Source organism: Mesorhizobium loti, from assembly GCA_014189435.1.
In the GTDB taxonomy this organism is placed as follows: Bacteria; Pseudomonadota; Alphaproteobacteria; order Rhizobiales; family Rhizobiaceae; genus Mesorhizobium; species Mesorhizobium loti_G.
Genome location: CP050293.1, coordinates 3,920,451 through 3,945,346, shown reverse-complemented (window position 1 = coordinate 3,945,346; position 24,896 = coordinate 3,920,451). Strand labels below are relative to the sequence as shown.

The following is a 24,896-nucleotide window of genomic DNA, read 5'->3' as shown; positions in this document are numbered from 1 at the left end:
GCTCAAAACGCCCTGATGTCTTGACCCATCGTCCAGAGAGCAATAGCGGGTGCTCTCCAAGGGTTGGCATCAAGAGGTGACCATGAACGTTCTTCTTCTCGGCTCCGGCGGCCGCGAACATGCGCTCGCCTGGAAGATCGCCGCGTCGCCGCTGCTGACCAGGCTCTATGCGGCTCCCGGCAATCCGGGCATCGGCGGCGAGGCCGAACTGGTCAAGCTCGACATCGCCGATCACGCCGCGGTCGCCGCGTTCTGCAAGGACAAAAAAATCGACCTCGTCGTGGTTGGGCCGGAAGGGCCGCTGGTCGCCGGCATTGCCGACGATCTGCGCGCGCAAGGCATTCGCGTCTTCGGACCCTCCAAGGCTGCCGCACAGCTGGAAGGGTCGAAGGGTTTTACCAAGGATCTCTGTGCCCGCTACAACATCCCGACCGCCGCCTATGGCCGTTTCGGCGATCTGGCTTCGGCCAAAGCCTATGTCGAAAAGACCGGCGCACCGATCGTCATCAAGGCCGACGGGCTTGCTGCCGGCAAGGGCGTCACCGTCGCCATGACGCTCGGCGAAGCACAGGCCGCACTCGATGCCTGTTTCGACGGTTCCTTCGGCGCCGCCGGCGCGGAAGTGGTGGTCGAGGAGTTCATGACCGGCGAGGAGGCGAGTTTCTTCTGCCTCTGCGACGGCACCACAGCACTTCCCTTCGGCACCGCGCAGGACCACAAGCGCGTCGGTGACGGCGACACCGGCCCCAACACAGGCGGCATGGGCGCCTATTCGCCGGCCCCGGTGATGACGCCGGAACTGGTCGAACGCACCATGCGCGAGATCATCGAGCCTACCATGCGCGGCATGGCCGAACTTGGCGCGCCGTTCTCCGGCGTGCTGTTCGCCGGGCTGATGATCACGGACAAGGGGCCGAAGCTGATCGAATACAACACCCGTTTCGGCGACCCGGAATGCCAGGTGCTGATGATGCGGCTGAAGGACGATCTGCTGGTCCTGCTCAACGCCGCCGTGGACGGTCAGCTTGCGCATATGTCCATACGCTGGCGCGACGAGGCCGCACTGACCGTGGTGATGGCGGCGAGGGGCTATCCCGGCACGCCGGAAAAAGGCTCCGTGATCCGTGGCGTCGAGCAGGCGGCGAGCGATGGCGTCCAGATATTCCACGCCGGCACCGCCATCAATGGCGGCGCGCTGGTCGCCAATGGCGGCCGCGTCCTCAATGTCACGGCATCAGGCGCCACGGTCGGCGAGGCGCAGAAACGAGCCTATGCCGCGCTCGACCGCATCGACTGGCCGGATGGCTTCTGCCGTCGCGATATCGGCTGGCAGGCCGTGGCGCGCGAGCAGGCTGGCTGAAATTCAGTATTGGGAGACGACAATCTACCGCAAACCGCGATCGATCTCGGTCGAAGCGGTGCTGAGCGGATCGGCGGCGGCAAAGGCGGCGTCGAGTTGCGCGGGCGAACGCTGTTCGGTCCGCTTCCAGGCGACATATTGGACAATGCCGAAGCTTGGCCGTCGCGGCACTGTCTTCACGACCGGCATGCGGAAGCCGTCGCGAAATTTCCCCCAACGGGTGCCCAGCGCTGCCACCATATCCTCGAAAGTCGGCGGCGCCGCCACCGAGGCATAGGTGATGGTGACATTGCCGGCGAGGCCGGCTTCGCGTGAGACCGGTAGCGGTATCGAGGCGAGATAGTCCGGCGGCACGTCGATAAGCCCACCGAACGGCCATTGCGCGCGCAACGTGGTGGCGTCTGTCGGCGCGACATTGACGTCGATGTCCTTGGGCGTGCCGGCGACCCTGTAGGGGCAGCGGAACCGGCCGCAATTGGCTTGCGCCGAAAACTGCCACAGTGCGTAGCCTTGCCAGTTGCCCATCGGAAAATGCACGTCGATGTCGGACTTGTAGCGAGCATACCAGAGCGGCAGCCGCGACAGGAGCCTGTATCTGTAGCTGTTGTCGGCAATGTACTGGGCGGTCTTGCCGTTGGTGTAGAGCACCGGGAAACGGCCGATGCGCCGATGCACCTGGCGTACGAACTCCTCGGCATCGTCGAGCGACATCCATTGCGAAGGATCGTTGCCCTCGATGTCAAGGGCCATGAGATCGTCCGGCGCCGGCTCGGCGAAGTCGAGGAAGTTGTTGGCCTGCTCGACCGGATTGCCGGGGCGGGCGAGGTGATAGGCGCCCCATTTCAGGCCGAGTGCCTTGGCGACCACCCGGCGCGTCTGGAACAGTTCGCGCGTCACCGCATGGCGTTTCCACAGCGCCTTGCAGAGCTTCACCTCGGTGTCGTCGCCCAAACAGAAATAGGGCGGGGGCATGCCGTCGGACGCCTTGTTGATGAAGCCGACGACCCGCTTGTCGGTGGCGAGCTGGGCCCAGTCGATGGAATTGTATTCGTAGGCGTCGACGATGAGGGCGCGGTCAGCGTTCTTCCACGGCTCGGAAAAATCCGAGGCCTTTGCCGCCATCGACAGCGCCATCGTCGCCGCCAAGGCGAGAAGCGCTTTGCGGCGAAGAAGGCGCGCCGGCATTTTCAAAACAGGGAATCCCCGTTGATCAAAGGTAGATGCTGAACCGCTATGGTTAAGGATTTGCCATCAAGGCAATTCGGCGCGTCAGTCGAACAGCTTCAACGCCGTCGCTACCGACAGGAACATCGACAACGGGCGGTCGTGAAATGGCGTGAAACCATGTTTGCGATAAAAAGCCGCAGCTTTGTCGTCCTTGGCGTCGACGATCAGCGCGAAGCAGGCAGGAGCGGCTTGGGCGCAGCGCCGGAGCGCATCCACGATCAGTATCGATCCAACTCGTTGTCCCTGGTATCGGATATCAACCGCCAACCTTCCGATCAATATGGCGGGCAGGACTGGATAACGCGGTAGGCGTTTTATCAGGTCTTCTGGCAGCGAAGCCATGGGTACACTTGACGCTGCAAGAGTGTAATATCCGGCAACGAGATCGACGTCACGCTCTGCGGCGACAAAGCAGTTGCTGACTCGGCGTTTGACGTCCTGGCTCGCTTGCTCGCGTAGATAGTGGTCGAGCGCCTGCACGCCACAACTGAATGCCTTACGATCATACGATCCGCCCAGCGGCTCGATGATCAGGTCTAGACTCACCGGGATTCGACGACAAGTCGCTTGTAGGCGTCGGCAGCTTTGCGCAACGCTTCATTGGGTTCGGGTGGATTGAAAATGGCCTCTGCCAGAGCGTGCTGATCCTTGATGGACAGGCGGATGATCGCAGTCTCTTCAATGGTGCGTTGTGCAGCTTCCTGCGCTGCGGAGACTACGAAGTCGCTGACGCTGCGGCCCTGGATTTCGGCAGCACGTTTCACCACACTCAGCATATCCGGGGATATCCGAGCTTCGAGACGGGCAGTACGGGTCTGTTGGTTTGGCATCACGATCACCTCTACCTTAATGTACGGCCTTTAACCGTACATATCAAGCGCCGCGTTCAACGCTGGCTGAGCGGTTGAACCTCAAACGGATCCGGCGCTGGCTCCTGCCGCAGCGTGCCTTCGGCGGCGCGTTTGCGGTGATGGGCGAGAGAGCATTGCGGCGAGCACAATATGCCGCGATCCGACCAGTAGGCGGCACCGTGTTCCAGTCTGCCCTCATGGTAGCAGAACCCTTCCGCTCGATAGGGCAGGCCGCATTCGATGCAGCGATAGGCGTCAGGTCTGGCAAGCATGGGGCGGGTTCCGGTCGGCTGGTTCTGATCTGTCGCCGGTTGATTTGATCCGGCGCCGATTGAATTTAATACGCGTCGCCGCGATTGCAAAATCCGCGTGACAAAATTTGACGTTTACGTAAAAAGAAGACGAGAGATCGCCCAAAGGGCGGATGGTTTTGCAGTGGCGCTGGCTCTAGGGTTGGCGGGGCCGATGCATCAGGAGGAGTGAGCGGCATGTATCGGGCACCGGTCGAGGATATCGCTTTCACGCTCAAGCACGTGGCCGGCATGAAATCGGCGCTTGATGCCGGCAGGTTCGGCGACCTCGGCGAGGATCTGGTCGATGCCGTTCTGGGTGAGGCCGGTCGCTTCGCCACCGAAGAGGTCGCACCGCTCTACAAGATCGGCGATCAGCAAGGTGCGGTGCTGAAGGACGCCGCCGTCACCACACCGCCCGGCTGGAAGCAGCTCTATCGCCGCTGGATCGACGGCGGCTGGAACGCGCTGTCCGGACCTGAAGCCTATGGCGGCCAGGCGCTGCCGACCATGCTCGGCGTCGCTGCGCTCGAAATGTGGAACTCCGCCGCCATGGCCTTCGGCATCGGCCCGACGCTGACCATGGGCGCGGTCGAAGCGCTCGACAAACACGCCTCCGAAAACCTCAAGGCGAAATATCTCGAAAAGCTCGTCTCCGGCGAGTGGATGGGCACGATGAACCTGACCGAGCCACAGGCCGGTTCGGACCTCGCAGCCTTGCGCGCCCGCGCCGAGTCGGCCGGTGACGGCAGCTACCGCATCTTCGGCCAGAAAATCTTCATCACCTATGGCGAGCACGATTTTACCGACAACATCATCCACCTGGTTCTGGCGCGGCTGCCCGATGCGCCCGCCGGCACGAGCGGCATCTCGCTGTTCCTGGTGCCGAAATTCCTGGTCGGCGACGATGGCTCGCTGGGGGCGCGCAACGACGTCTTCTGTTCCGGCCTCGAGCACAAGCTCGGCATCCATGCCTCGCCGACCTGCACCATGATCTATGGCGATGGTTTCCAGGGCGCCAAGCCGGGCGCCGTCGGCTGGCTGATCGGCGAGGAGAACAAGGGCCTCGCCTGCATGTTCACGATGATGAACAATGCGCGGCTTTGCGTCGGCATGCAGGGGGTCGCGGTCGCCGAGGCCGCAACGCAGAAGGCGATTGCCTATGCCAACGACCGCCGGCAGGGCAAGGCGGCAAGCTACGCTGGCGCCGGCATGGCGCCGATCGTCCATCACCCCGATGTGCAGCGCAATCTCCTGACCATGAAGGCGCTGACACAGATCGCGCGGGCGATCAGCTATTCCTGTGCCCACGCCATCGACCTGGCACGCGTCTCGGCCGGCGACGAGGCGGCGCACTGGCGCGACCGTGCCAATCTGCTGACGCCGCTGGCCAAGGCGTTTTCGACGGATGTCGGCGTCGAGGTTGCCTCGCTCGGCGTCCAGGTGCATGGCGGCATGGGCTTCATCGAGGAGACGGGCGCGGCCGCCTTCTATCGCGATGCGCGCATCGCCCCTATCTACGAAGGCACCAACGGCATACAGGCCATTGATCTGGTGATGCGCAAATTGCCGCTCGGCGGCGGCGGCCATGTACACGGTTACATCGCCGAACTGGCTGCGGTGGCCGGAGCGGTGCGAACCTCGAACCTGCAGGGTTTCGGCCGCACCGCCGATGCTCTCGACGCCGCGTTTGGCGATCTGACGCAAGCGACCCGCTTCCTGCAGGAATTGGCAGCCGATGGCCGGCCGGACGAGGCGTTGGCGGGTGCTACGCCCTATCTCAGGCTGATCTCGCTGGCCGCCGGCGGCGCCTATCTAGCGCAAGGCGCGCTTGCCGATGACAACCGCATCGCGCTTTGCCGCTTCTTCGCCGAAAACCTGCTCGGCGAGGTCCGTGCCTTGAAGGAACGCGTTATCGATGGCGCCGAAAGCCTCGCCGCTGCCGGCAAGACACTGATTTCCGCCTGACGTTCACAAGGAAAAGACCGTGACTGACCACATCCTCGTCGAGCGCCAGGGCGCCATCCAGATCATCCGCATGAACCGGCCGGACAAGAAGAACGCGCTGACGCGCGCCATGTACGCGAAAATGTCGGCTGCTCTTGCCGAGGGTGACGCCGATCCGGCGGTCCGCGTCCATGTCTTCCTCGGCGTGCCCGGCGCCTTCTCCTCCGGCAACGACCTTGCCGATTTCATGGTCATAGCGACGGGTGGCGACGGCGGCACCGAGGTTTGGGATTTCCTGATGGCGCTGGCCAAGGTTGAAAAACCCATGGTCTCCGGCGTCGACGGCATCGCGGTCGGCATCGGCACGACGCTCAATTTGCATTGCGACCTGACTTTCGCCACGCCACGCACCGTGTTCAGGACGCCTTTCGTCGACCTTGGCCTGGTGCCCGAGGCGGGTTCCAGCCTTCTGGCGCCGCGGATCCTGGGGCAGCAGGGGGCTTTCGCACTGCTTGGCCTCGGCGAGGGCTTTTCGGCCGAACGCGCAAAGGCCGCCGGCTTGATCTACGAGGTGGTCGAGGAAGCTGCACTTGAAGCCTCGGTGCTTGCAGCCGCCGGCCAGATCGCGGCCAAGCCGCCACAGGCGCTGAAGATCGCGCGCGACCTGATGCGCGGCTCACGCGACGACCTCGTCGCCCGCATAGGCGAGGAAAGCGAGCATTTTCGCGAGCGGCTGAAGTCCGACGAGGCGCGCGCGGCACTCACGGCGTTCATGACCAGAAAGAAATCGTAAGTGGAAGCAGCCGATCTCCCCCCTCGCGGGGGAGATGGCCGGCAGGCCAGAGGGGGCGCTGTCCCGCCGGCCTTTCAGCCACGGCAATTATGATCGCAAACAGAATCGGGTGACGGTCAAGCCTTCGAAGGCTGGCGACCCTTCACGCCCCTCTGCCCTGCCGGGCATCTCCCCCACGAGGGGGAGATTGGCGCTTCAGGGATAAAGCCTGGTCTTGTCCCAACCGCCCTTGGCGTCGCGGCTGAAGACGAGCCGGTCGTGCAGACGGAACGGCCTGTCGTGCCAGAACTCGATGGTGCTGGGCACGATGCGGAAGCCCGACCAGTGCTTTGGCCGCGGGATCTCACCGATCGGATAGCGTGCCGTGTATTCCGCCACCGCCTTTTCCAGCGCAAAGCGGCTTTCCAGCGGTCGCGACTGTTTCGAGGCCCAGGCGCCGATGCGGCTGCCGCGCGGCCGCGTCGCGTAGTAGGCGTCGGCTTCGGCGTCGCTGACGATCTCCACCGGCCCGCGAATGCGAACTTGCCGGCGCAGCGATTTCCAATGGAAGCACATCGCCGCCTTCATGCTGCCAAGAATCTCCTGGCCCTTGGCGCTCTCGAAATTCGTGTAGAACACAAACCCGCCTTCATCGAACCCCTTGAGCAACACCATACGCACATCCGGCATGCCGTCGGCATCGACGGTCGCCAGCGCCACGCCGTTGGGGTCGTTCATTTCGCTCTTCGTGGCGTCGTCCAGCCATGCGGCAAAGAGGCGAAACGGCTCCGCGGCCTCGGTAAAGTCACCGCTTGTTAACTCAGTGTCACTCATAGTTTTTCTCAATTTGTCACGAAGCCAAGATTCTTTACGAAACCAAGATTCTTACGAAGCAAGGGGGAGGTTGCCGATTGTCGCGTATCGCGCAGGCTTTTGACAGCAGGCAATGGAGCGTTATCGCTTCGGCCAGCACGAAAGCCGCGATCGTGGCAGTCGTCTTGCCGCTTGCCGCCTGCGGTGCTGGTGGCTTCAGCCTGGAAAAGGCCGAAGTCGACCGCTCGATCCTGACCAGCAGCACATCGGCCTCGGCGACACCGGCCAGTTCGGATCGCGACTCCGACCAGACGACGATCGGCAATGCCGTGTCCTCGGCCGACATCGAGCAACTCGGCGGGCAGGCCGTGCCGTGGGCCAATGCCGGCACCGGGTCACGCGGCTCCATCACCGGGCTGGCGGAATTGAAGGACAACGGCCAGACATGCCGTCGCTTCAAGGCCTCGCGCGAAAGCTTTGATGGCGTTGCCATGTTCGAAGGCGAACTGTGCCTGGCCAGCGCCGGCGGCTGGCGCATGCAGGACTTCAAGGCACTCTGAGCCTGATCCGAAAGTCGATCGGGTCGGCTCTGATTTTCCGCCTTTGATATGCTGCTCCAGCACTGGAATTTCTTCCTATGCGAGCGCATATAGGGGGCAACCAGAGACTCAACTCTTCTCCAGGGCAGTAAGCATGCGCGACCCCTATGAGGTGCTGGGCGTTGCCAAGAACGCATCGGCCAAGGACATAAAATCGGCGTACCGGAAACTCGCCAAGAAGCATCATCCGGATCAGAATCCGAATGATCCAAAGGCGAAGGACCGTTTTGCCGCGGCCAACCAGGCCTACGAGGTCGTCGGCGACGAGAAGAATCGCGCCGCTTTCGATCGCGGCGAGATCGACGCCGACGGCAAACCGCGATTCCAGGGCTTTGAGGGCGCAGCCGGTGGCGGCGATCCCTTCGGCGGGTTCCGCCGGCAGCAAGGGCCGGGCGGGTCGCGATTCGAATTCCGCTCCGGCCGCCCGGGCGGCGATCCGTTCGACGGCAACAGCGACATTTTCAGCCAGATTTTCGGCGACGCCTTTTCCGGCGCGCGCGGCGCAGGCTCCGGCGATCGTCGCCAGCCGGCGACCGCTGCCGATCTGAACGTGACGCTCGACGTCACCATCGAGGAAGCGGCGACCGCCGAAAAGGTGACGGCGATGTTCCCCGACGGCCGCAAGGTGGCGGTCAAGCTGCCGGCCTATGTCGAGGATGGCCAGACCATTCGGCTGAAGGGGCAAGGCGAGCAAGGGCCGGGCCAGCCGGGCGACGCGCTGGTCAAGATCCATCTGCGCCGGCATCCGCGCTACCGCATCGAGGGCCGCGACCTGCACGCCGATCTGCCGGTGGCACTGGCGGATGCGGTGCTCGGGGCCAAGGTGCCGGTCGAGACGCCGACCGGAAGGCTTGCGGTCAACATTCCAGCCTGGTCGAGCTCCGACAAGGTCCTGCGGCTGAAAGGCCGGGGCCTGCCGGAAAAGGCCGGCGGCCATGGCGATCTCTACGCCCATGTCCGGATCATGCTGCCGGAGGGCGGTGATAGCGCGCTCGAAGCGGCGTTGCGCGGCCAAAAAGACTGATCGACGGCTTTTGTCCCCCGAACTGTCCGGTTTGAACGCTTGAAGGGGCTCTGTGCCTGTGCGATAGGGCACTCCACAAAGCAGAAATCTTGCGGAGAGCGCTGACATGGCGGGTGGACAGGGCCTAATGGCCGGCAAGCGCGGCCTTATTCTAGGCGTCGCCAACAACAGATCGATCGCCTATGGCATCGCCAAGTCGTGCGTCGACCATGGCGCCGAGATCGCGCTGACCTATCAGGGCGAGGCGTTCAAGAAGCGCGTCGAGCCGCTGGCGGCGGAACTTGGCGCCTTTGTCGCTGGCCATTGCGACGTCACCGACCCGGCGAGCCTGGACGAGGTTTTCGCCAATGTCGCCAGGCACTGGGGCAAGCTTGATTTCCTCGTCCATGCCATCGCCTTCTCCGACAAGGACGAGCTGACCGGCCGTTATGTCGAGACGACGCGCGACAATTTCCTGCGCACCATGGACATTTCGGTCTATTCCTTCACCACCATTGCCAAGCGCGCCGAGGCGCTGATGACCAATGGCGGCTCGCTGCTGACGCTGACCTACTACGGCGCCGAAAAGGTGATGCCGCACTACAACGTCATGGGTGTCGCCAAGGCGGCGCTCGAAGCCAGCGTGCGCTACCTGGCGGTCGACCTTGGTGCCAAGAAGATCCGCGTCAACGCCATCTCGGCTGGCCCGATCAAGACGCTGGCCGCTTCCGGCATCGGCGATTTCCGCTACATCCTGAAGTGGAACGAGTACAATTCGCCGCTGAAGCAGACGGTGACGCAGGAGGAAGTCGGCGATTCCGGCGTCTATTTCCTGTCCGATCTGTCGCGCGGCGTCACCGGTGAAGTGCATCACGTCGATTCGGGCTACCACGTCGTCGGCATGAAGGCGGTCGATGCGCCCGACATTTCGACGGTCAAGGACTAACACCCCGCCAAACGTCGTCCGTCCCGATCCCGCACCGGAAGACCTGATGTACCCGCTGGTTTATATCGCGCGCCACGGCCAGACCGCGTGGAACGCCGAAGCCCGGCTTCAGGGGCAGGCCGACACCGATCTCAACGCTCTTGGCCGCGAGCAGGCGACCGGAAATGGTTGCCAGTTGGCCGAGTTGATCCAAAATCCCGAGGATTTTGATTTCGTCGCCAGCCCGATGCGGCGGACGCGCGAGACGATGCAACGCATCCGTGCCGCGATGAAACTCGATCCGGATGCCTATCGAACCGATCCTCGCCTGGTCGAAGTCAATTTCGGCGATTGGCAGGGATTTACCTTTGCCGAGCTCGAAACGCGGTATCCCCGAGCGCGCAAGACACGCGCTCGGGACAAATGGAACTTTCAGCCGCCCGGCGAAGACGCCGAGAGTTATCAGATGCTGCTCGTACGGGTGAAGCCCTGGTTCGACGCGATCGAACGCCAGACGATCTGCGTGACGCATGGCGGCGTCATGCGTACCTTGTTTCGCTTCGTTCTGGGACTAGCCGAGAACGAGGCAGCAAACCTGGAAATACCGCAGGATCGCCTGCTCAAACTCGACGGTAAGAGCCTCGAGTGGCTGTAAGCCAGCGGATGCATGTCGCCCAAAAGTGGGGGAACGATATGCGCAAGATCAAAGACCCAAAGCGCGTCGCCTGAATCCGTTCGAACGCGACACGCTTGGAGGAGCGGAACTGCCGCCCCGATCTTGGCTGGAAGCTCTAGTTCGCGCTGCTGTCCGGCAGTTCCATGTCGGTGATGACGTTTTCACCATTGGTCACATCGAAGGCAATGACGATGTCCATGCCCGGCTTCAGCGCGTCGAGATCGGTCTCTGCGTTCAGCTTGTAGGACTTGCCGTCATCCAGCGTCAGCGTCGCCGTGTCCTTGTCGATCTTCTTGATCAGGCCTTCGGTCTGGCCGGCGAAAGCGGCGGTGGAAAGCAGCAGTGTGGTGGCAACGGCGCCAATCAGGGTACGCATAATCGTTCCTCTTTATCATTGCACCGGCATGGTGGCGGGCGTTCAACGGCGGATGGAACAGAGCAGAAACCAACCGAATGTGTCAAAACTAAATCCGCCAGATCACAGTTTGACCCCTGTGAAAAACGCCAATAGAAGGCAACCTTGAGCCGGCTCCGATGCCGGGCAGGGTCATTTCATGTCTCACAACACGTTCGGCCACCTTTTCCGCGTCACCACCTGGGGCGAAAGCCATGGCCCGTCGCTCGGCTGCGTGGTCGACGGTTGTCCGCCCGGCATCCGCTTCACTCAGCGAGAAATCCAGGCCGAACTCGACAAGCGCCGGCCGGGCCAGTCACGTTTCGTGACGCAGCGTCGCGAACCGGATGAAGTGAAGGTGCTGTCCGGCTTTATCCTCGACGAGGACGGCGAGACCATGATCACCACCGGCACGCCGGTGTCGATGCTGATCGAGAATGTCGACCAGCGCTCGAAGGACTATGGCGAGATCGCCCGCCAATACCGGCCCGGCCATGCCGATTACACCTATGACGTCAAATACGGCGTGCGCGATTATCGCGGCGGCGGCCGCTCCTCGGCTCGCGAGACGGCAGCTAGAGTGGCAGCCGGCGCTCTGGCGCGCAAAGTGGTGCCCGGCGTGGTGGTGCGCGGCGCGCTGGTGTCGATGGGCGAAAAAGCAATAGACCGCGCCAACTGGAACTGGAATTTCATCGGCGACGCGGAAAATCCGTTCTTCACCCCCGATCCGGCTTCCGTTCCCGTCTTCACCAGCTATCTCGACGGCATCCGCAAGGCGGGATCCTCGGTCGGTGCGGTGATCGAGATCGTCGCCGACGGCGTTCCGGCGGGCCTCGGCGCGCCGATCTATGCCAAGCTCGACCAGGACATCGCCTCCGGCCTGATGTCGATCAATGCCGTCAAGGGCGTCGAGATCGGCAACGGCTTCGAGGCCGCCCGCATCACCGGCGAGCAGAATGCCGACGAGATGCGGATCGGCAATGACGGCAAGCCGGTGTTCCTGTCCAACAATGCCGGTGGTATCCTGGGCGGCATCTCGACCGGCCAGGCGATCGTCGCCCGTTTCGCCGTCAAGCCGACCTCGTCGATCCTGACGCCGCGAAAGTCGATCGACAAGGACGGCAAGGACGTCGAGATCATGACCAAGGGCCGTCACGACCCATGCGTCGGCATCCGCGCCGTGCCGATCGGCGAGGCGATGGTCGCCTGCGCCATTGCCGATCATTATCTGCGCCATCGGGGACAGACGGGGAAGGGAGTAGGGCAGTAGGGACCAGGCAGTAGGCAGCGCTGCTCGCCGAAACAGAAAATTTTTCCTTTTCCCTACTCCCTTACTGCCCTACTCCCTTATTCCTCTGCGAGCGAAGCGAGTACTCCATGCCTTACGACCAGAAGAAAATCGTCGAAGCCCTGCGCGCTTTCGAACGCGGCGAGATCGTCGTCGTCATGGATGATGACGGGCGCGAGAACGAGGGCGACCTGATCGTCGCCGCCGTCCACTGCACGCCCGAAAAGATGGCGTTCATCGTCCGCCACACCTCCGGCATCGTCTGCACGCCGATGCCGCGCGAGGAAGCCAAGCGGCTGAACCTTGCGCCGATGGTCGCCGACAATGATTCGGCCCACACCACCGCCTTCACCGTCAGCGTCGATTTCAAGCACGGCACCACGACAGGCATTTCGGCCGAGGACCGCACGCTGACTGTTCGCAATCTCGCCAACGGCAATGTCGGCGGTTCGGATTTCGTCCGGCCTGGCCACATCTTCCCGCTGATCGCGCGCGAGGGCGGCGTGCTGATGCGTTCGGGCCATACCGAGGCAGCGGTCGATCTCTGCAAGCTCGCCGGCCTGCCGCCGGTCGGCGTCATTTCCGAGCTGGTCAATGATGACGGCACGGTCAAGCGCGGCCCGCAGGTGCAGGCTTTCGCCGAAGAGCATGGCCTGAAGCAGGTTTCGGTGGCCGACCTCATCGCCTACCGGCAACGCAAGGAAACGCTGGTCGAACGCGTCGCCTGTTCCGAAATCGACACGCTCGGCGGCAAGGCGCAGGTCTTCACCTACACGCTGCCATGGGACTCCATGCATCACGTCGCCATCGTCTTCGGCGATATCCGCGACGGCGAGGATGTGCCGGTGCGTCTGCATTCCGAGGATGTGGTGACCGACGTGTTCGGCACCAGCCACCGGCTCGACGCCATCATGAAGTCCATGGGCGAGCGCAGGCGCGGCGTCATCGTCTATCTCAGAGAAGGCTCCGTCGGCGTCGCCCATCAGGAGCGCAAGCGGCCGGCGAGCGGCGACCGCGAGGATCACGAAGAGGCGCGCCGCCGCGAAAACGAGTGGCGCGAGATCGGGCTCGGCGCGCAAATCCTCAAGGATCTCGGCATTTCCTCGATCAACCTGATCGCCTCGCGCGAACGCCACTATGTCGGCCTCGAAGGTTTTGGCATCCACATCGCCAAGACCGAGATTCTCTAGGGTATGTCGATATTCAGGTGAGGCCGGCCTGACCTAGATCTCAACATACACTGGCTGTCATTCGGCCGGGATTGCTGCTTCGCATCCATCCAATTCGCATTCGTGCGTGGCAAGGCTGCGCTGGCCAAGCAGCACCGTGGCCAGGGCAATGGTGCCTGAAGCCACCGAGACCCAGAACCCGCTCTGGGCGCCGAACGCGTCCACCACCGCACCGGCGGCAAACGAGCCGAGCGCCATGCCGATGCCGATGCCGGTCATGACCCAGGTGATGCCTTCGGTCAGCATCGCCTCCGGCACGTGCCGCTCGATCAGGCCGAAGGCGGTGATGAAGGTCGGCGAGATCGCCACACCGCTGATGAACACGGTCAGCGCCAGCAGTGGCACGGTGTCGGCGGTGAGCGGCAGCAGCGTGCCGAGCGCGACGAGGGCGACTGCGATGGCCAGTTGACGTTGCAGTGGCGCCTTCAGGCTAAGCGCGCCGACGACGAGGCCGAGCACGAACGATCCCAGCGCATAAACGCCGATGACAAGGCTGGCGGCGCCCGGCTGGCCGAGTTCCTTGGTGATTGCCACCGTGCTCACTTCCGTGGTCGCGAAAGTCGCGCCGATGAAGATCAGGGCAAAGGTGATGATCTGCACCGGCCTGAGCCGTATTGCCGAGCCGCTCGAGACATGATTCACCGGCCGTACTTTTGGTTCGGTCGAACGCTGCAGGATGAAGGCTGTCGAGCCAAGGGCGAGGAACAGCGTGCTGACCAGGACACCAGCCTCCGGGAACAGCGCCGCACTCAAACCCACCGAAAGCGACGCACCGGCAATATAGACCAGCTCGTCCGCAGCCGACTCGAAGGCGAAAGCAGTGTTCATCTGCGGCCGCCCGCGGAAAATCTCGGTCCAGCGCGCGCGCACCATTGCCGGCATGCTGGGCATGGCGGCAGCAAGCAGGGCCGACACGAACAACGTCCATACTGGCCAGTCCTGATTGGCCGCCGCAATCAGGACGGCGAAAGCCAGCACGGAGATGATGGTGGTGGGCACCACGACCCGTGTCTGGCCCTGGCGATCCACCAGTCTCGATATCTGCGGCGCAACGAAGGCGTTGGCCAGGGCGTATGTCGCGGAGACGGCACCCGCCAGCCAATATTCGCCACGTGTCTGCGACAGCATCGCCACGATGCCGATCGGCGCCATGGCGATCGGCAGGCGCGCCATGAAGCCGGCGGCTGCAAAGCCCTTGGCTCCGGGGGCGCGAAAGATTTCCGAGTAAGGATTTTGCATGGTCCGGTTCCTCGACAAAGGACGATATCACAATTACATACGATGCGTATGATTGTTAGATAGAGCATACGTCGCGTATGTCAATTGGCATACGTAACGTATGTGAGTAGGTCCAGAAGCCATGCACAAGCCCCGCAAGGAGATGATCGCCGAGACGCGCGCCAAGCTGATCGCGGCCGCCCGCCATGCTTTCGGCACGATCGGCTATGCCGAAGCCTCGATGGATGATTTCACCGCATCGGCCGGGCTGACGCGCGGCGCGCTCTACCACCATTTTGGCGACAAGAAGGGCCTGCTGCAGGCAGTCATCGCCGAAATCGACGGCGAGATGGCAGCGCGCGTGAATGAAGCGGCGGCGCGGGCGCCGACCCGCTGGCAGCATTTCGTCGACGAATGCACAACCTATATCGAGATGGCGCTGGAGCCGGAAATCCAGCGCATCATGTTCCGCGATGGCCCGGCCGTCCTGGGGGATCCGGCGCAATGGCCGAATGCCAATGCGTGCGTCGCTTCAGTGACCGGCCATCTGACGACACTGCAGGAGGAGGGAGTTGTCGTCTCCAGCCTCGACCCCGAGACGGCCTCGCGGCTGATCAACGGTGCGAGCAGTCAGGCGGCGCAACAGATCGCCAATTCGAACGACCCTGAAGGCACGTCGAAGAAGGTGGTGGCGGCCTTCAAGCAACTGCTGGAAGGCTTGCTCAAAAGGCCGGATCCACAACCGAGCTGAAGCCCCATCGGTGGCCCGGCGCCACGGTCGGGCAATTGACAATCGCCGGGTTGAGTTCATCCTCTGCCACCATCTCTGAGCGGAGATTCGGGGCGCATGTGGGATTTCGATATCGGCAGGTCGGTGTCCATCATGATGCGGACTTGGCCGTTCATTGTCTTTCGCATGATCGTCTATTTCGGCATCACCCTGGCCTACATCATGGCGACCGGCACCGGCGCCTCCGTCGGCTATGGCGTCGGCCACATTTCCACCGATCCCGACGGACCGCTGTCCTTTGCCTTGTGGGGCGGGGTGGTCGGTTTCGGCATCGTCTCGATCGCCGTCTACTGGATCCGCGAATACATCCTCTATGTCGTCAAGGCCGGCCACATCGCCGTCATGGTCCATCTGATCGACGGCCGTGACATTCCCAGTGGCCAGGACCAGATTGCCTACGCCAAGGATGTCGTGACTCAGCGTTTTGCCGAGGCCAACATCCTTTTCGTCGTCGACCAGCTGGTCAAGGGCGCCATCCGCGCCATCACCGGCCTGCTCGGCGGCATCGCCGCCTTCCTGCCCATTCCGGGGTTGAGCGGCCTGGTTTCCTTCATCAACACGGTGATCCGCCTGTCGCTGACCTATGTCGACGAGATCATCCTCGGCTACAACATCCGCATCAATTCAACCTCGCCATTCGAGACGGCGCGCCAAGGCGTCGTGCTCTATGCCCAGAACGGCAAGGTCATGGTCAAGAACGCGGTCTGGCTGGCGGTCATCATGTGGGGCGTGTCCTTCGTCATCTTCTTGGCCATGCTGGCGCCTGCCGGCGCCATTCTCTTCCTGATGCCTGGCCAACTCGCCGGCTGGGCCTTCGTGCTCGCCATCGTCTTCGCCTGGGCCTTCAAGGCGGCCTTCATCGAACCCTTCGCCATCGCTTGCCTGATGCAGGTCTATTTCAAGACCATAGAGGGCCAGGTGCCTGATCCCGCCTGGGACGCCCGGCTGGCCGAGGCGTCGTCGAAGTTCAGGGAGCTCAAGGACAAGGCGCTGGCCTCCTTCGGCGGCTCGCGCTGGGGCACAGCCGGCGCGGCACGCTGATCCGGTGCGGCATCGATAGCGTTGAGACGCGCCACGGTTGACTTCAGCGGCGCCTCACCTTCGCCGCAAAAAATCTCGCTCATGATCAGCTCCGGCAGCGGCAGCCGCCGCCCCCAGCCATGCGTTTCGAGGTCCGGCTTTGGCGCGAACTCGGAAACACGGCCGACGCAGAGATAGGCGACCGGCGTGACATGCTCGGGAATCGACAGCAGGCTTTTCAGCGCTTGTGCCTCGATGATGCTGACCCAGCCGACACCGACGCCCTCAGCGCGCGCCGCCAGCCAGAAATTCTGTACCGCGCAGACCGTGCTGTAGATATCCATCTCCGGATTGTGCCAGCGGCCCAGCGGCGAACCCTTCGAGCGCTGCCGGTCGCAAGTGATGCAGATGTTGAGCGCGCTTTCGCAGATGCCTTCCAGCTTGAGCTTGCGATACAGCGCCTGTTTTTCCGCCTCGATCGCCGGCAGTTCCTGTTCTCGCGCGGCCAGGAACAGGTCGCGCACCTCCGCCCGTCGTGCGGCGTCGCGAATGACGATGAAGTTCCAAGGCTGCATGAAGCCTACCGACGGCGCGTGATGCGCGGCAAGCAGCAGCCGCGCCAGCACCTCATCGTCGAGCCCAGTGGGCAGGAAATGGCTGCGCACGTCACGCCGCGTGAACATGGCGCGATAAACCGCATCGCGCGCACTCTGGTCAAATCCATCGTCAATGGCAGCGGTCATGTGTTCCGGCATCGCTTGTCCCCTTGCGATTGCAGTCGATGTCATCCGCCTGACCATGCGGATGACGATGCCTGCCAGGCCGGTCTTCTGGCTCGGGATCAACCCGCGTCCGGTGCCTTCCCGTCATCGACAGTGGCATTGACCGGCGCGGTCCCCCTTACAGCGTTGGGCACGCCACGGAATTCAACCGTGTTCCCGATTCTCCCGTTTGCGGCGGGCACCAGGCAGTGTCAGAGACCTTACGCCGAAGCGCTGAGGACGCCAATGCCCGCAGCGACACGAATGGACGCAGGCGTGATTTTCCCCAGCCATCGGCCGCCCGCGCATGGCCTTTGTCGATCCGGGTCACTAGATTAGGACGATGACCACTCGTCTCTACACCCATCCGATCTTCCTTGAGCACCTCACGCCGCCCGGCCATCCCGAGCGGCCGGATCGCCTGCGCGCCATCGAGCGCGTGCTGGATGACGAGGCGTTTGCCGGGCTCGATCGTATCCAGGCGCCGGAAGGCGACGAGGCCACCATCCTCTACGCGCATCCCGCCGATTTCGTCGCCCGCGTGCGTGCTGCCATTCCCGACGAGGGGATCGCGCGCATCGACGCCGACACCACGGCCAGCCCGAAGAGCTGGCAGGCGGTGATCACCGCGATCGGCGCCGCCAACGCCGCCGTCGACGATGTCTTCACCGGCCGTGCCGACAATGTCTTTGTCGCCGCCCGCCCACCCGGACACCATGCCGAAAAGACCACGGCGATGGGCTTCTGCTTCTTCAACACGGCGGCGATCGCGGCCCGCTATGCGCAGAAGAAGCATGGCGTCGAGCGCGTTGCCGTCGTCGACTGGGACGTGCACCACGGCAATGGCACGCAGGATATTTTCTGGGACGATCCGTCGGTGCTCTATTGCTCGACGCACCAGATGCCGCTCTATCCCGGCACCGGGGCAAAGAACGAGACCGGCGCCGGCAACATCGTCAACGCGCCGCTGGCGCCGCAGACCGGCAGCGAGGTCTTTCGCGATGCCTTCCTGTCGCGCGTGCTGCCGGCGCTCGACAATTTCGCGCCCGACCTGATCATCATTTCGGCTGGGTTCGACGCACACCATCGCGATCCGCTGGCCGAGATCAACCTGACCGAGGATGATTTCGACTGGGCGACCGGCCAGCTGATGCAGCGCGCGGCGCGCCACAGTGGCAACCGGCTCGTCAGCCTGCTCGAGGGTGGCTACGATCTGCAGGGATTGGCATTTTCGGTCGCCGCCCATGTCGGGCGACTGATGAAAGGATGAATGATGGCTGGTGAGACCAACGAAGACGTCAAGGCGATGAGCTTCGAACAGGCGCTCGACGCGCTGGAGAAGATCGTCGATGATCTGGAGCGCGGTGACGTGCCGCTCGACCAGTCGATCCGGATCTATGAGCGCGGCGAGGCACTGAAGGCGCATTGTGACCGGCTGCTGAAGGCCGCCGAGGACAAGGTCGAGAAGATCAGGCTGTCGCGCGACGGCAAGCCGGTTGGAACGGAGCCGCTCGACGCGGACTGAGGCGCGCGGCCGTCTCACCGACTTTTGGACACGATCATGATTGAGGATAGAGTTCGTCCCGATTGAAAGCGCTCCAGGACAAGAGGAGATACGGAAACGATGTGCAGAAACATCAAGACCCTGTTCAATTTTGACCCGCCCGCAACCAACGACGAAGTCCGCGACGCGGCCCTTCAATTTGTCCGCAAATTGAGCGGAACGACGCGGCCCTCGAAGCAGAACCAGCATGCTTTCGACCACGCCGTCGAAGCCATCGCCGCCTCGGCGCGCGAATTGCTCGATTCCTTGGAAACCCATCAGCATCCTCGCAATCGCGAAGAGGTGGCAGCCAAATTACGGGCAAAGTCGGCGATCCGCTTTGCCTGACGCGCCCAGGCGGCCTTTGACCGCTGACAAGGAGAGCCCATGAGCTTCTTTCCTGGGAAAGACCCTGAAGCCGGCGACGCCTTCGCCAGCGACCAGATCGAATTGATGGTCATCCCGAACGCCAAGGACATTGGCGGCTTCCAGGTGCGCCGCGCTCTGCCGACCGCCAAGAGGCGGCTGGTCGGTCCTTTCATCTTCTTCGACCGCATGGGTCCGGCGATCCTGCGCGCCGGTCAGGCACTGGATGTCCGTCCCCATCCGCATATCGGTCTGTCGACGGTCACCTATCTGTTCGATGGCAGGATCAGGCATCGCGATTCACTCGGCACCGAAATGGTCATCCAGCCCGGCGACGTGAACCTGATGACCGCCGGCCGCGGCATCGTCCATTCGGAGCGCACGCCCGAAGAGTTGCGTGGCGCGCCGATGTCGATCTCCGGCCTGCAGACATGGCTGGCGCTGCCGGACGGCAAGGAAGAAGTGGCCCCGGTGTTCGAGAACACCGCAGCGCTTCGGCTGCCCGAGATCGACGCCGAGGGCGTCAGCGGGCGCATCGTCATTGGTGATTTCCAGGGATTGCGGTCCCCGGTCAGGGCCGACTCCGAGACGCTCTATGCCGACCTCAGGCTGGTGCCCGGCGCCAGCATAAAGATCCCGGCCGATGCCGAGGAGCGCGCCATCTACACGCTGGAAGGCGAGGTCTCGATATCAGGTGACGTCTTTCCGGCGGAACGGCTGCTGGTGTTTCGGCCAGGCGACGAGATCGTCGTGTCGTCTGAGACCGGCGCGCATTTCATGCTGTTTGGCGGCGCCTCGCTCGGCTCGCAGCGTTATATCTGGTGGAATTTCGTCTCGTCATCCAAGGAACGCATCGAACAGGCCAAGCAGGAATGGAAGACAGGTCGCTTCGATATCGTTCCCGGAGATGAGGAGGAGTTTATTCCGCTGCCGGAAAGCTGAGGAAAATCGGTGAGGGGACCTGGTCGTCCGCGTCACTGACACGCATTTACTTTCACCGTCTGGCGGCCTATCCCGCCGATGAACAGAAAGCCTGAGCACCCGTGAACGCAACGCCGCATACGCCGCTTCTCGACAAGGTCCGCATTCCGGCCGACCTGCGCATGCTTGCCGAAAGCGAGCTGCCGCAACTGGCATCCGAGCTTCGCGTCGAGCTGATCGACGCCGTTTCCCGCACCGGCGGCCATCTTGGCGCCGGCCTCGGCGTGGTCGAGCTGACGGTGGCGCTGCACTATGTCTTCAACACTCCCGATGACCGGCTGATCTGGGATGTCGGCCACCAGGCCTATCCGCACAAGATCCTGACCGGCCGCCGCGACCGCATCCGCACATTGCGCCAGGAAGGCGGCCTGTCCGGCTTCACCCGCCGCGCCGAGAGCGAGTACGATCCCTTCGGCGCCGCTCACTCCTCGACATCGATATCGGCCGGCCTCGGCATGGCTGCTGCTCGCGACCTCTCCGGCGGCCGCAACAGTGTCATTGCCGTTATCGGCGACGGCGCCATGTCTGCCGGCATGGCCTATGAGGCGATGAACAATGCCGGCGCGCTCGATGCCCGGCTGATCGTCATTCTCAACGACAACGACATGTCGATTGCCCCGCCGACAGGCGCGATGAGCGCCTATCTGGCGCGTCTGGCTTCGGGCAAGGCCTATGTCGGCCTGCGCGATTTCGGCAAGAAACTGACGTCTTATCTCGGCAAGCGGGCTGATCGCGCGATCACGAGGGCGGTCGAGCATGCACGCGGCTACGTCACCGGCGGCACGCTGTTCGAGGAACTCGGCTTCTATCACATCGGCCCGATCGACGGTCACAATCTGGAGCACCTGATTCCGGTCCTGAAAAATGTCCGCGACAATGGCGAAGGCCCGGTGCTGATCCATGTCGTGACCCAGAAGGGCAAGGGCTACGCCCCGGCGGAGGCCGCCGCCGACAAATATCACGGTGTCAACAAGTTCGACGTCATCACCGGCGCGCAGGCCAAGGCGCCGGCCAATGCACCGGCCTACACCAGGGTGTTCGCCGAAAGCCTGGTCCAGGAGGGCCGTGAGGACGACCGCATCGTCGCCGTCACCGCCGCGATGCCGAGCGGCACCGGCCTCGACCTGTTCGGCGAAGCATTTCCGTCGCGGATCTTCGATGTCGGCATCGCCGAACAGCACGCCGTGACCTTTGCCGCCGGCCTGGCCACCGAAGGTTACAAGCCGTTCGCGGCGATCTACTCGACCTTCCTGCAGCGCGCCTACGACCAGGTCGTCCACGACGTCGCCATCCAGAAATTGCCGGTGCGCTTTCCCATCGACCGCGCCGGCTTCGTCGGCGCCGATGGCGCGACCCATTGCGGCGCCTTCGACACCACCTTCCTGGCGACGCTGCCGGGCTTCGTCGTCATGGCGGCGGCGGATGAAGCGGAGCTGCGCCACATGGTGCGCACCGCGGCGAGCTATGATGATGGTCCGATCGCCTTCCGCTATCCGCGCGGCAATGGCGTCGGCGTCGACATGCCGGAGCGCGGCTCGGTGCTCGAAATCGGCAAGGGCCGTATCGTCAAGGAGGGCACCAAGGTCGCGCTGCTGTCGTTCGGCACGCGGCTGCAGGATTGCCTGATCGCCGCCGAGGAGCTGGGTGCTGCCGGGCTTTCCACCACGGTCGCCGATGCCCGTTTCGCCAAGCCGCTCGACGAGGATTTGATCCGCCGGCTGGCCCGCTCGCATGAGGTTCTGGTGACGGTGGAGGAGGGCGCCGTCGGCGGCTTCGCCAGCCATGTGCTGCAGTTCCTCGCCCACGAAGGCCTGCTGGAAAGCGGCTTGAAGGTGCGCCCGTTGGTGCTGCCCGACGCGTTCAGCGACCACGCCAAGCCCGAGAAGATGTATGCCGATGCCGGGTTGGACGCAGCCGGCATCGTGCGCACGGTTTTTGTCGCGCTCGGGCACAGCACCCGCGCCCAGCGCGCCTGAATCAAAGTCTCAACGGCCTGAATCAGTTTGCCGGACAACGATCTTAACGCGTTGTTTACGCTGACATTTGGCTTTTCGCTTACCGTGTCTCTTGGCCGTTTTTCAACGGCGCCCTGCTAGATCAGAACCAGGCAGGGAGACAACAACAATGAAAACGCTTCTGTGCGGCGTAGCGCTTTGCGCCGTCCTCGTCGCGCCGGCCGTCGCCGAAACGCGCTATGATCGAAGCATCGAGAAGGCGGCCATGGGCATTGTCGCCGGCAAGATGGGCGACATCCGCGGTGGCTTTTCCTACAAGCAGGTGCCGCAGCTTGTGGTCGTGCCGGCAGCAGCGCCCGCGGCCGTGACCGAACGCCCACGCGAGGAAGCCACGGGCAAGCCGGATGACGGCCTGGCGCCCGCCGTTGAACGGCAGGTTTCGCGAACCATTTTCTAGATTACAGGTCAGGCCTGGAGCTGTTTGAGAGGGTATGACTGGAGCCGGTCTGCCGGCCGATGCCTTTTCATCGTCCATGCCGCCATTCGGCGATCTGAAAAGGTTACTCCTCCGCCGGCTCCGCTTGTTTCGAGGGTTTCTTGGAGCGCCAGGATTTCGTGGCGTGGCGGGCGCGGTCGGCCAAGATGGCGAGGCGTCCGCGCAGGCTTCGCCCACCCATCACCGACGACAAGGTCACCGAATGCGTTGCAAAGCGGCGCTTGAAATCCTCGCCGCCGCAGAGAAAGTCGACCATGGTCAAGCCCCGGTCTAGCGACCACTGGATGTAATCCATCATCAGGACCATGCCGGGCGAGGCCCGCTCGAAGGCCGGGTCATAGGTTGTGACGAAGGCCATCATCGTTCCGTGCTGCTCGAAATTGATCGAGATGGCGATGATCTCGTTTTCGCGTTCGAGCACGAAGATCCGCAGCAATCCGAGCCCGGCCAGTACGGAGACGAGCGCCGCCAGAGCGGCGGAGCCTTCGTCGAAGAGGTCCGAAACGCGGCCGTGCTTTGCCAGCCATAGCCGCTTCAGCGCCGCGACGCGCTCGAGCACCGGCTCGCGGGCTTCGTGCGCTTCCATGAGGCGAAAGCGCAAAGTGCCGCCTTCCTCCATGAATTTGCGGCCACGGCGATAGTTTTGCCGGGCCTTTTTCGATTGGCTTTCGAACCATTGCGCGCCGCTTTGCCAGTCGCCGGCGACACGATAGCTGACCTCGCTGCGGTGGTTCGGCTGCAGGATCGTGCCGCGGCCTGGCGCGGCGGAGCCGAGCAGGGCCGGCAATCGGGCATCGGGCAAAAGACGGTTCAGATAGACAAGGTCGAAGCCGCCATCGTCGAGAATGCGTTGCCAGAGCTGCCGCAGGATCTGCGGGTCGCAATCGGGGGCAAGCAGGACATCGCCATAATCGCAGTGATCCTTGGCCGCCCATTCCAGGACGCGCATGCCGGAGCGCCTGAAGGTCGCGAGCGCAATGACGGCCACGAGTAGCTCGTCGCTCCAGACCAACCCGATCCTGAGGTTGCGCCGATCCTGATGCGGCGTCGTGCGCCACCAGGCCGAGATCCAGTCCGGATGCTGGAAAACGAGGCCGCCGGCGCGCCGCCAGAGCGCCGCCCAGGCGGGCGCGATTTCCGCCAGGCGCGCATCCGACGTTGCGACTTCGATCCGGTGCGTTCGCGGCAGCCGGCACACGACAGGCCCGTTCAAGGCTTGGCCCTTTGCGACGATTGTTGTGGCTGGGGCTTGTCGGTTCGGAACTGTTTGGCGATCTGCCACCACATCCGCTTCAGCGGCATGATATAGAGGCCTGCGAGCGACTGATAGTCGCGCACGTTGCGCTCGATCAACCCGAATTTGAAGTCCTCGTCGGGCCTGGGAACGCATAGAGTTCCAAACAGCCGATCCCAGAACGAGAAGAGCAGCCCGAAGTTTTTGTCATAGTGGCGCGGGTCCGTGCTGTGGTGCAACTGATGCCAGTGCGGGCACAGGATCAGGTTGTTCAGCGGCCCAAACGAGATCTTGAAATGCGTGTGCCTGACGAAATCCATCATCAGGATGTTGCGTATGATGTAGACGTTGACGCCGAAGACCGTCAGCTCAACGAGGTTCAGCGACACCAGCGACCAGATGCCGAAGCAGATGCCGGGAATGACGCCGTCCCAGGCCCGGTTCATCAATTCGTCGAGCGGGTGGACACGGTCCTTGGTGATGCCGACCATCACCTCGGCCGAATGGTGCACCTTGTGCAGTTCCCAGAGCACCGGATAGCGGTGTTGGGCGACGTGATAGAGATAATACGAGATGTCGTAGGCGAGCAGCATGGTGACAGTGAAGACGGTCACCGTCACCGGCCCTGCCGGGCCCGCGATCAGGGGTGGCTGGATCGCAAGGAGCGTCGACAGCAGCCAGTTCGTCGCATAGCCGACGGCGCTGACGAAGACGATGCCGGCAGGCAGCATGAGGAATGGCATCAGGGCCTTCCTCGTCACCCAGAACAACAGGTCGGCCCTCGCCGAGGGATGAGTGATCACCTCGTGCGGGACCGCGAATTCGAAGAATTCTTTCCAGCTCTTTTTCTCGACCGTGCGCCAATAGGCGACGAGGGCGCTGACCAGAGCGGTCAGCAACAGAAGTCCGGTCGCCAGCAGGCCGGCGCCGGAAATCCGGTCAAGCACCTTGTAGACGATGTCGCTGGCCATTTCCAAGATTGACGCCTCTTCCTCCCGTTTTGCGGGCTGTCGCAGTCATAACAGTTAGTCCTCAAGCAAATGCGACGAAAATAGGTTAACAATTCATGATATTCATGGAATTTCAGGGCACTGGTCCGCAAACGACGACGCCGCGTGCTTCGGAAATCACGCGCCTCAACAAGTGTATTTTTCAAAG

General features: G+C 63.2%; 26 protein-coding genes, 1 pseudogene and 1 riboswitch. Of the genes and pseudogenes, 17 read left to right on the top strand and 10 right to left on the bottom strand.

Going from position 1 to position 24,896, the window contains the following annotated elements; translation table 11 throughout:
* The first annotated feature begins 82 nt into the window (after nucleotides 1-82).
* Nucleotides 83-1,360 carry a phosphoribosylamine--glycine ligase gene (gene purD, locus HB777_19355; GenBank protein QND65851.1) on the top strand — a complete coding sequence of 426 codons (1,278 nt, stop codon included), beginning with the start codon at nucleotides 83-85 and terminating at the stop codon, nucleotides 1,358-1,360.
* A 24-nt stretch (nucleotides 1,361-1,384) separates the two neighbouring features.
* Here purD and HB777_19350 read toward each other — a convergent pair whose 3' ends face one another.
* The 4 genes from HB777_19350 to HB777_19335 form a co-directional block, all read right to left on the bottom strand.
* Entirely contained in the window at nucleotides 1,385-2,494 is a 1,110-nt protein-coding gene (locus tag HB777_19350) for a glycosyl hydrolase 25 family protein (protein QND68825.1), read from the bottom strand.
* A gap of 135 nt (nucleotides 2,495-2,629) precedes the next feature.
* Complete coding sequence (locus tag HB777_19345) at nucleotides 2,630-3,133, bottom strand: GNAT family N-acetyltransferase (GenBank protein ID QND65850.1); 504 nt, start codon at nucleotides 3,131-3,133, stop codon at nucleotides 2,630-2,632.
* Nucleotides 3,130-3,417, bottom strand: coding sequence for a DUF1778 domain-containing protein (locus HB777_19340; protein ID QND65849.1), 288 nt, complete (start codon nucleotides 3,415-3,417; stop codon nucleotides 3,130-3,132). The genes HB777_19345 and HB777_19340 overlap by 4 nt, the downstream gene beginning before the upstream one ends.
* A 56-nt stretch (nucleotides 3,418-3,473) precedes the next feature.
* Nucleotides 3,474-3,710: a hypothetical protein gene (locus HB777_19335; GenBank protein QND65848.1), complete on the bottom strand. Its 237-nt coding sequence runs from the start codon at nucleotides 3,708-3,710 to the stop codon at nucleotides 3,474-3,476.
* A 216-nt stretch (nucleotides 3,711-3,926) separates the two neighbouring features.
* Here HB777_19335 and HB777_19330 point away from each other — a divergent pair, with 216 nt between their 5' ends.
* Together HB777_19330 and HB777_19325 are read left to right on the top strand one after the other, a co-directional pair.
* Nucleotides 3,927-5,696 (top strand): acyl-CoA dehydrogenase, encoded by a 1,770-nt coding sequence (locus HB777_19330; protein ID QND65847.1) that lies wholly within the window; start codon nucleotides 3,927-3,929, stop codon nucleotides 5,694-5,696.
* 19 nt (nucleotides 5,697-5,715) lie between these two features.
* Nucleotides 5,716-6,468: a crotonase/enoyl-CoA hydratase family protein gene (locus tag HB777_19325; GenBank protein QND65846.1), complete on the top strand. Its 753-nt coding sequence runs from the start codon at nucleotides 5,716-5,718 to the stop codon at nucleotides 6,466-6,468.
* A 195-nt stretch (nucleotides 6,469-6,663) separates the two neighbouring features.
* Here HB777_19325 and pdxH read toward each other — a convergent pair whose 3' ends face one another.
* Nucleotides 6,664-7,281: a pyridoxamine 5'-phosphate oxidase gene (gene pdxH, locus HB777_19320; GenBank protein ID QND65845.1), complete on the bottom strand. Its 618-nt coding sequence runs from the start codon at nucleotides 7,279-7,281 to the stop codon at nucleotides 6,664-6,666.
* 77 nt (nucleotides 7,282-7,358) lie between these two features.
* Here pdxH and HB777_19315 point away from each other — a divergent pair, with 77 nt between their 5' ends.
* From HB777_19315 to HB777_19300, 4 genes are all read left to right on the top strand, one after another.
* Nucleotides 7,359-7,820 carry a hypothetical protein gene (locus HB777_19315; protein ID QND65844.1) on the top strand — a complete coding sequence of 154 codons (462 nt, stop codon included), beginning with the start codon at nucleotides 7,359-7,361 and terminating at the stop codon, nucleotides 7,818-7,820.
* Nucleotides 7,821-7,953: 133 nt separating this feature from the next.
* Nucleotides 7,954-8,883 carry a J domain-containing protein gene (locus tag HB777_19310; GenBank protein ID QND65843.1) on the top strand — a complete coding sequence of 310 codons (930 nt, stop codon included), beginning with the start codon at nucleotides 7,954-7,956 and terminating at the stop codon, nucleotides 8,881-8,883.
* 106 nt (nucleotides 8,884-8,989) lie between these two features.
* Nucleotides 8,990-9,808 carry an enoyl-ACP reductase FabI gene (gene fabI / locus HB777_19305; protein QND65842.1) on the top strand — a complete coding sequence of 273 codons (819 nt, stop codon included), beginning with the start codon at nucleotides 8,990-8,992 and terminating at the stop codon, nucleotides 9,806-9,808.
* Nucleotides 9,809-9,854: 46 nt separating this feature from the next.
* Entirely contained in the window at nucleotides 9,855-10,442 is a 588-nt protein-coding gene (locus tag HB777_19300) for a histidine phosphatase family protein (GenBank protein QND68824.1), read from the top strand.
* Nucleotides 10,443-10,578: 136 nt separating this feature from the next.
* Here the strand turns inward: HB777_19300 and HB777_19295 are convergent, their stop codons facing one another.
* Nucleotides 10,579-10,839, bottom strand: a complete 261-nt coding sequence (locus tag HB777_19295) for a DUF1344 domain-containing protein (protein QND65841.1) — start codon at nucleotides 10,837-10,839, stop codon at nucleotides 10,579-10,581.
* A 178-nt stretch (nucleotides 10,840-11,017) separates the two neighbouring features.
* On the opposite strand from HB777_19295, the gene aroC reads away from it, so the two are divergent.
* Together aroC and ribB are read left to right on the top strand one after the other, a co-directional pair.
* Nucleotides 11,018-12,127 carry a chorismate synthase gene (gene aroC, locus HB777_19290; GenBank protein ID QND65840.1) on the top strand — a complete coding sequence of 370 codons (1,110 nt, stop codon included), beginning with the start codon at nucleotides 11,018-11,020 and terminating at the stop codon, nucleotides 12,125-12,127.
* Between the two features lie 107 nt (nucleotides 12,128-12,234).
* A complete protein-coding gene (ribB, locus tag HB777_19285) occupies nucleotides 12,235-13,335 on the top strand; it encodes a 3,4-dihydroxy-2-butanone-4-phosphate synthase (GenBank protein ID QND65839.1) in 1,101 nt (366 codons plus the stop codon).
* Between the two features lie 57 nt (nucleotides 13,336-13,392).
* Here ribB and HB777_19280 read toward each other — a convergent pair whose 3' ends face one another.
* Nucleotides 13,393-14,613: an MFS transporter gene (locus HB777_19280; GenBank protein ID QND65838.1), complete on the bottom strand. Its 1,221-nt coding sequence runs from the start codon at nucleotides 14,611-14,613 to the stop codon at nucleotides 13,393-13,395.
* Between the two features lie 121 nt (nucleotides 14,614-14,734).
* Here HB777_19280 and HB777_19275 point away from each other — a divergent pair, with 121 nt between their 5' ends.
* Nucleotides 14,735-15,343 carry a TetR/AcrR family transcriptional regulator gene (locus HB777_19275; GenBank protein QND65837.1) on the top strand — a complete coding sequence of 203 codons (609 nt, stop codon included), beginning with the start codon at nucleotides 14,735-14,737 and terminating at the stop codon, nucleotides 15,341-15,343.
* Nucleotides 15,344-15,439: 96 nt separating this feature from the next.
* A pseudogene (locus HB777_19270) lies at nucleotides 15,440-16,387 on the top strand (hypothetical protein).
* Here the strand turns inward: HB777_19270 and bluB are convergent.
* A complete protein-coding gene (gene bluB / locus HB777_19265; protein ID QND65836.1) occupies nucleotides 16,276-17,157 on the bottom strand; it encodes a 5,6-dimethylbenzimidazole synthase in 882 nt (293 codons plus the stop codon). The pseudogene HB777_19270 and the gene bluB sit on opposite strands and share 112 nt — an antisense overlap.
* Nucleotides 17,158-17,204: 47 nt before the next feature.
* Nucleotides 17,205-17,385, bottom strand: a riboswitch (cobalamin riboswitch).
* 121 nt (nucleotides 17,386-17,506) lie between these two features.
* Here bluB and HB777_19260 point away from each other — a divergent pair.
* The 6 genes from HB777_19260 (at nucleotide 17,507) to HB777_19235 (ending at nucleotide 22,465) form a co-directional block, all read left to right on the top strand.
* Nucleotides 17,507-18,433, top strand: coding sequence for a histone deacetylase family protein (locus tag HB777_19260; protein ID QND65835.1), 927 nt, complete (start codon nucleotides 17,507-17,509; stop codon nucleotides 18,431-18,433).
* A gap of 3 nt (nucleotides 18,434-18,436) precedes the next feature.
* Nucleotides 18,437-18,688 (top strand): exodeoxyribonuclease VII small subunit, encoded by a 252-nt coding sequence (locus tag HB777_19255; protein ID QND68823.1) that lies wholly within the window; start codon nucleotides 18,437-18,439, stop codon nucleotides 18,686-18,688.
* Nucleotides 18,689-18,787: 99 nt separating this feature from the next.
* Nucleotides 18,788-19,054, top strand: a complete 267-nt coding sequence (locus tag HB777_19250) for a DUF2277 domain-containing protein (protein QND65834.1) — start codon at nucleotides 18,788-18,790, stop codon at nucleotides 19,052-19,054.
* A 39-nt stretch (nucleotides 19,055-19,093) separates the two neighbouring features.
* Nucleotides 19,094-20,014 carry a pirin family protein gene (locus tag HB777_19245; protein QND65833.1) on the top strand — a complete coding sequence of 307 codons (921 nt, stop codon included), beginning with the start codon at nucleotides 19,094-19,096 and terminating at the stop codon, nucleotides 20,012-20,014.
* Between the two features lie 101 nt (nucleotides 20,015-20,115).
* Nucleotides 20,116-22,029 carry a 1-deoxy-D-xylulose-5-phosphate synthase gene (dxs, locus tag HB777_19240; protein QND65832.1) on the top strand — a complete coding sequence of 638 codons (1,914 nt, stop codon included), beginning with the start codon at nucleotides 20,116-20,118 and terminating at the stop codon, nucleotides 22,027-22,029.
* A gap of 148 nt (nucleotides 22,030-22,177) precedes the next feature.
* Nucleotides 22,178-22,465, top strand: a complete 288-nt coding sequence (locus HB777_19235; protein QND65831.1) for a hypothetical protein — start codon at nucleotides 22,178-22,180, stop codon at nucleotides 22,463-22,465.
* Between the two features lie 103 nt (nucleotides 22,466-22,568).
* Here the strand turns inward: HB777_19235 and HB777_19230 are convergent, their stop codons facing one another.
* Together HB777_19230 and HB777_19225 are read right to left on the bottom strand one after the other, a co-directional pair.
* Nucleotides 22,569-23,717, bottom strand: a complete 1,149-nt coding sequence (locus HB777_19230) for a GNAT family N-acetyltransferase (GenBank protein ID QND65830.1) — start codon at nucleotides 23,715-23,717, stop codon at nucleotides 22,569-22,571.
* Nucleotides 23,714-24,709, bottom strand: coding sequence for a sterol desaturase family protein (locus HB777_19225; protein QND68822.1), 996 nt, complete (start codon nucleotides 24,707-24,709; stop codon nucleotides 23,714-23,716). Before HB777_19225 ends, HB777_19230 begins: the two co-directional genes overlap by 4 nt.
* Nucleotides 24,710-24,896: the final 187 nt, after the last annotated feature.

Coding starts and splice junctions, on each gene's coding strand:
- purD (QND65851.1), top strand. CDS start 83: ATGAACGTTCTTCTTCTCGGCTCCGGCGGCCGCGAACATGCGCTCGCC.
- HB777_19350 (QND68825.1), bottom strand. CDS start 2,494: ATGGCGCTGTCGATGGCGGCAAAGGCCTCGGATTTTTCCGAGCCGTGG.
- HB777_19340 (QND65849.1), bottom strand. CDS start 3,417: ATGCCAAACCAACAGACCCGTACTGCCCGTCTCGAAGCTCGGATATCC.
- HB777_19335 (QND65848.1), bottom strand. CDS start 3,710: ATGCTTGCCAGACCTGACGCCTATCGCTGCATCGAATGCGGCCTGCCC.
- HB777_19330 (QND65847.1), top strand. CDS start 3,927: ATGTATCGGGCACCGGTCGAGGATATCGCTTTCACGCTCAAGCACGTG.
- pdxH (QND65845.1), bottom strand. CDS start 7,281: ATGAGTGACACTGAGTTAACAAGCGGTGACTTTACCGAGGCCGCGGAG.
- HB777_19310 (QND65843.1), top strand. CDS start 7,954: ATGCGCGACCCCTATGAGGTGCTGGGCGTTGCCAAGAACGCATCGGCC.
- fabI (QND65842.1), top strand. CDS start 8,990: ATGGCGGGTGGACAGGGCCTAATGGCCGGCAAGCGCGGCCTTATTCTA.
- HB777_19300 (QND68824.1), top strand. CDS start 9,855: ATGTACCCGCTGGTTTATATCGCGCGCCACGGCCAGACCGCGTGGAAC.
- HB777_19295 (QND65841.1), bottom strand. CDS start 10,839: ATGCGTACCCTGATTGGCGCCGTTGCCACCACACTGCTGCTTTCCACC.
- aroC (QND65840.1), top strand. CDS start 11,018: ATGTCTCACAACACGTTCGGCCACCTTTTCCGCGTCACCACCTGGGGC.
- ribB (QND65839.1), top strand. CDS start 12,235: ATGCCTTACGACCAGAAGAAAATCGTCGAAGCCCTGCGCGCTTTCGAA.
- HB777_19280 (QND65838.1), bottom strand. CDS start 14,613: ATGCAAAATCCTTACTCGGAAATCTTTCGCGCCCCCGGAGCCAAGGGC.
- HB777_19275 (QND65837.1), top strand. CDS start 14,735: ATGCACAAGCCCCGCAAGGAGATGATCGCCGAGACGCGCGCCAAGCTG.
- bluB (QND65836.1), bottom strand. CDS start 17,157: ATGCCGGAACACATGACCGCTGCCATTGACGATGGATTTGACCAGAGT.
- HB777_19260 (QND65835.1), top strand. CDS start 17,507: ATGACCACTCGTCTCTACACCCATCCGATCTTCCTTGAGCACCTCACG.
- HB777_19255 (QND68823.1), top strand. CDS start 18,437: ATGGCTGGTGAGACCAACGAAGACGTCAAGGCGATGAGCTTCGAACAG.
- HB777_19250 (QND65834.1), top strand. CDS start 18,788: ATGTGCAGAAACATCAAGACCCTGTTCAATTTTGACCCGCCCGCAACC.
- HB777_19245 (QND65833.1), top strand. CDS start 19,094: ATGAGCTTCTTTCCTGGGAAAGACCCTGAAGCCGGCGACGCCTTCGCC.
- HB777_19235 (QND65831.1), top strand. CDS start 22,178: ATGAAAACGCTTCTGTGCGGCGTAGCGCTTTGCGCCGTCCTCGTCGCG.
- HB777_19225 (QND68822.1), bottom strand. CDS start 24,709: ATGGCCAGCGACATCGTCTACAAGGTGCTTGACCGGATTTCCGGCGCC.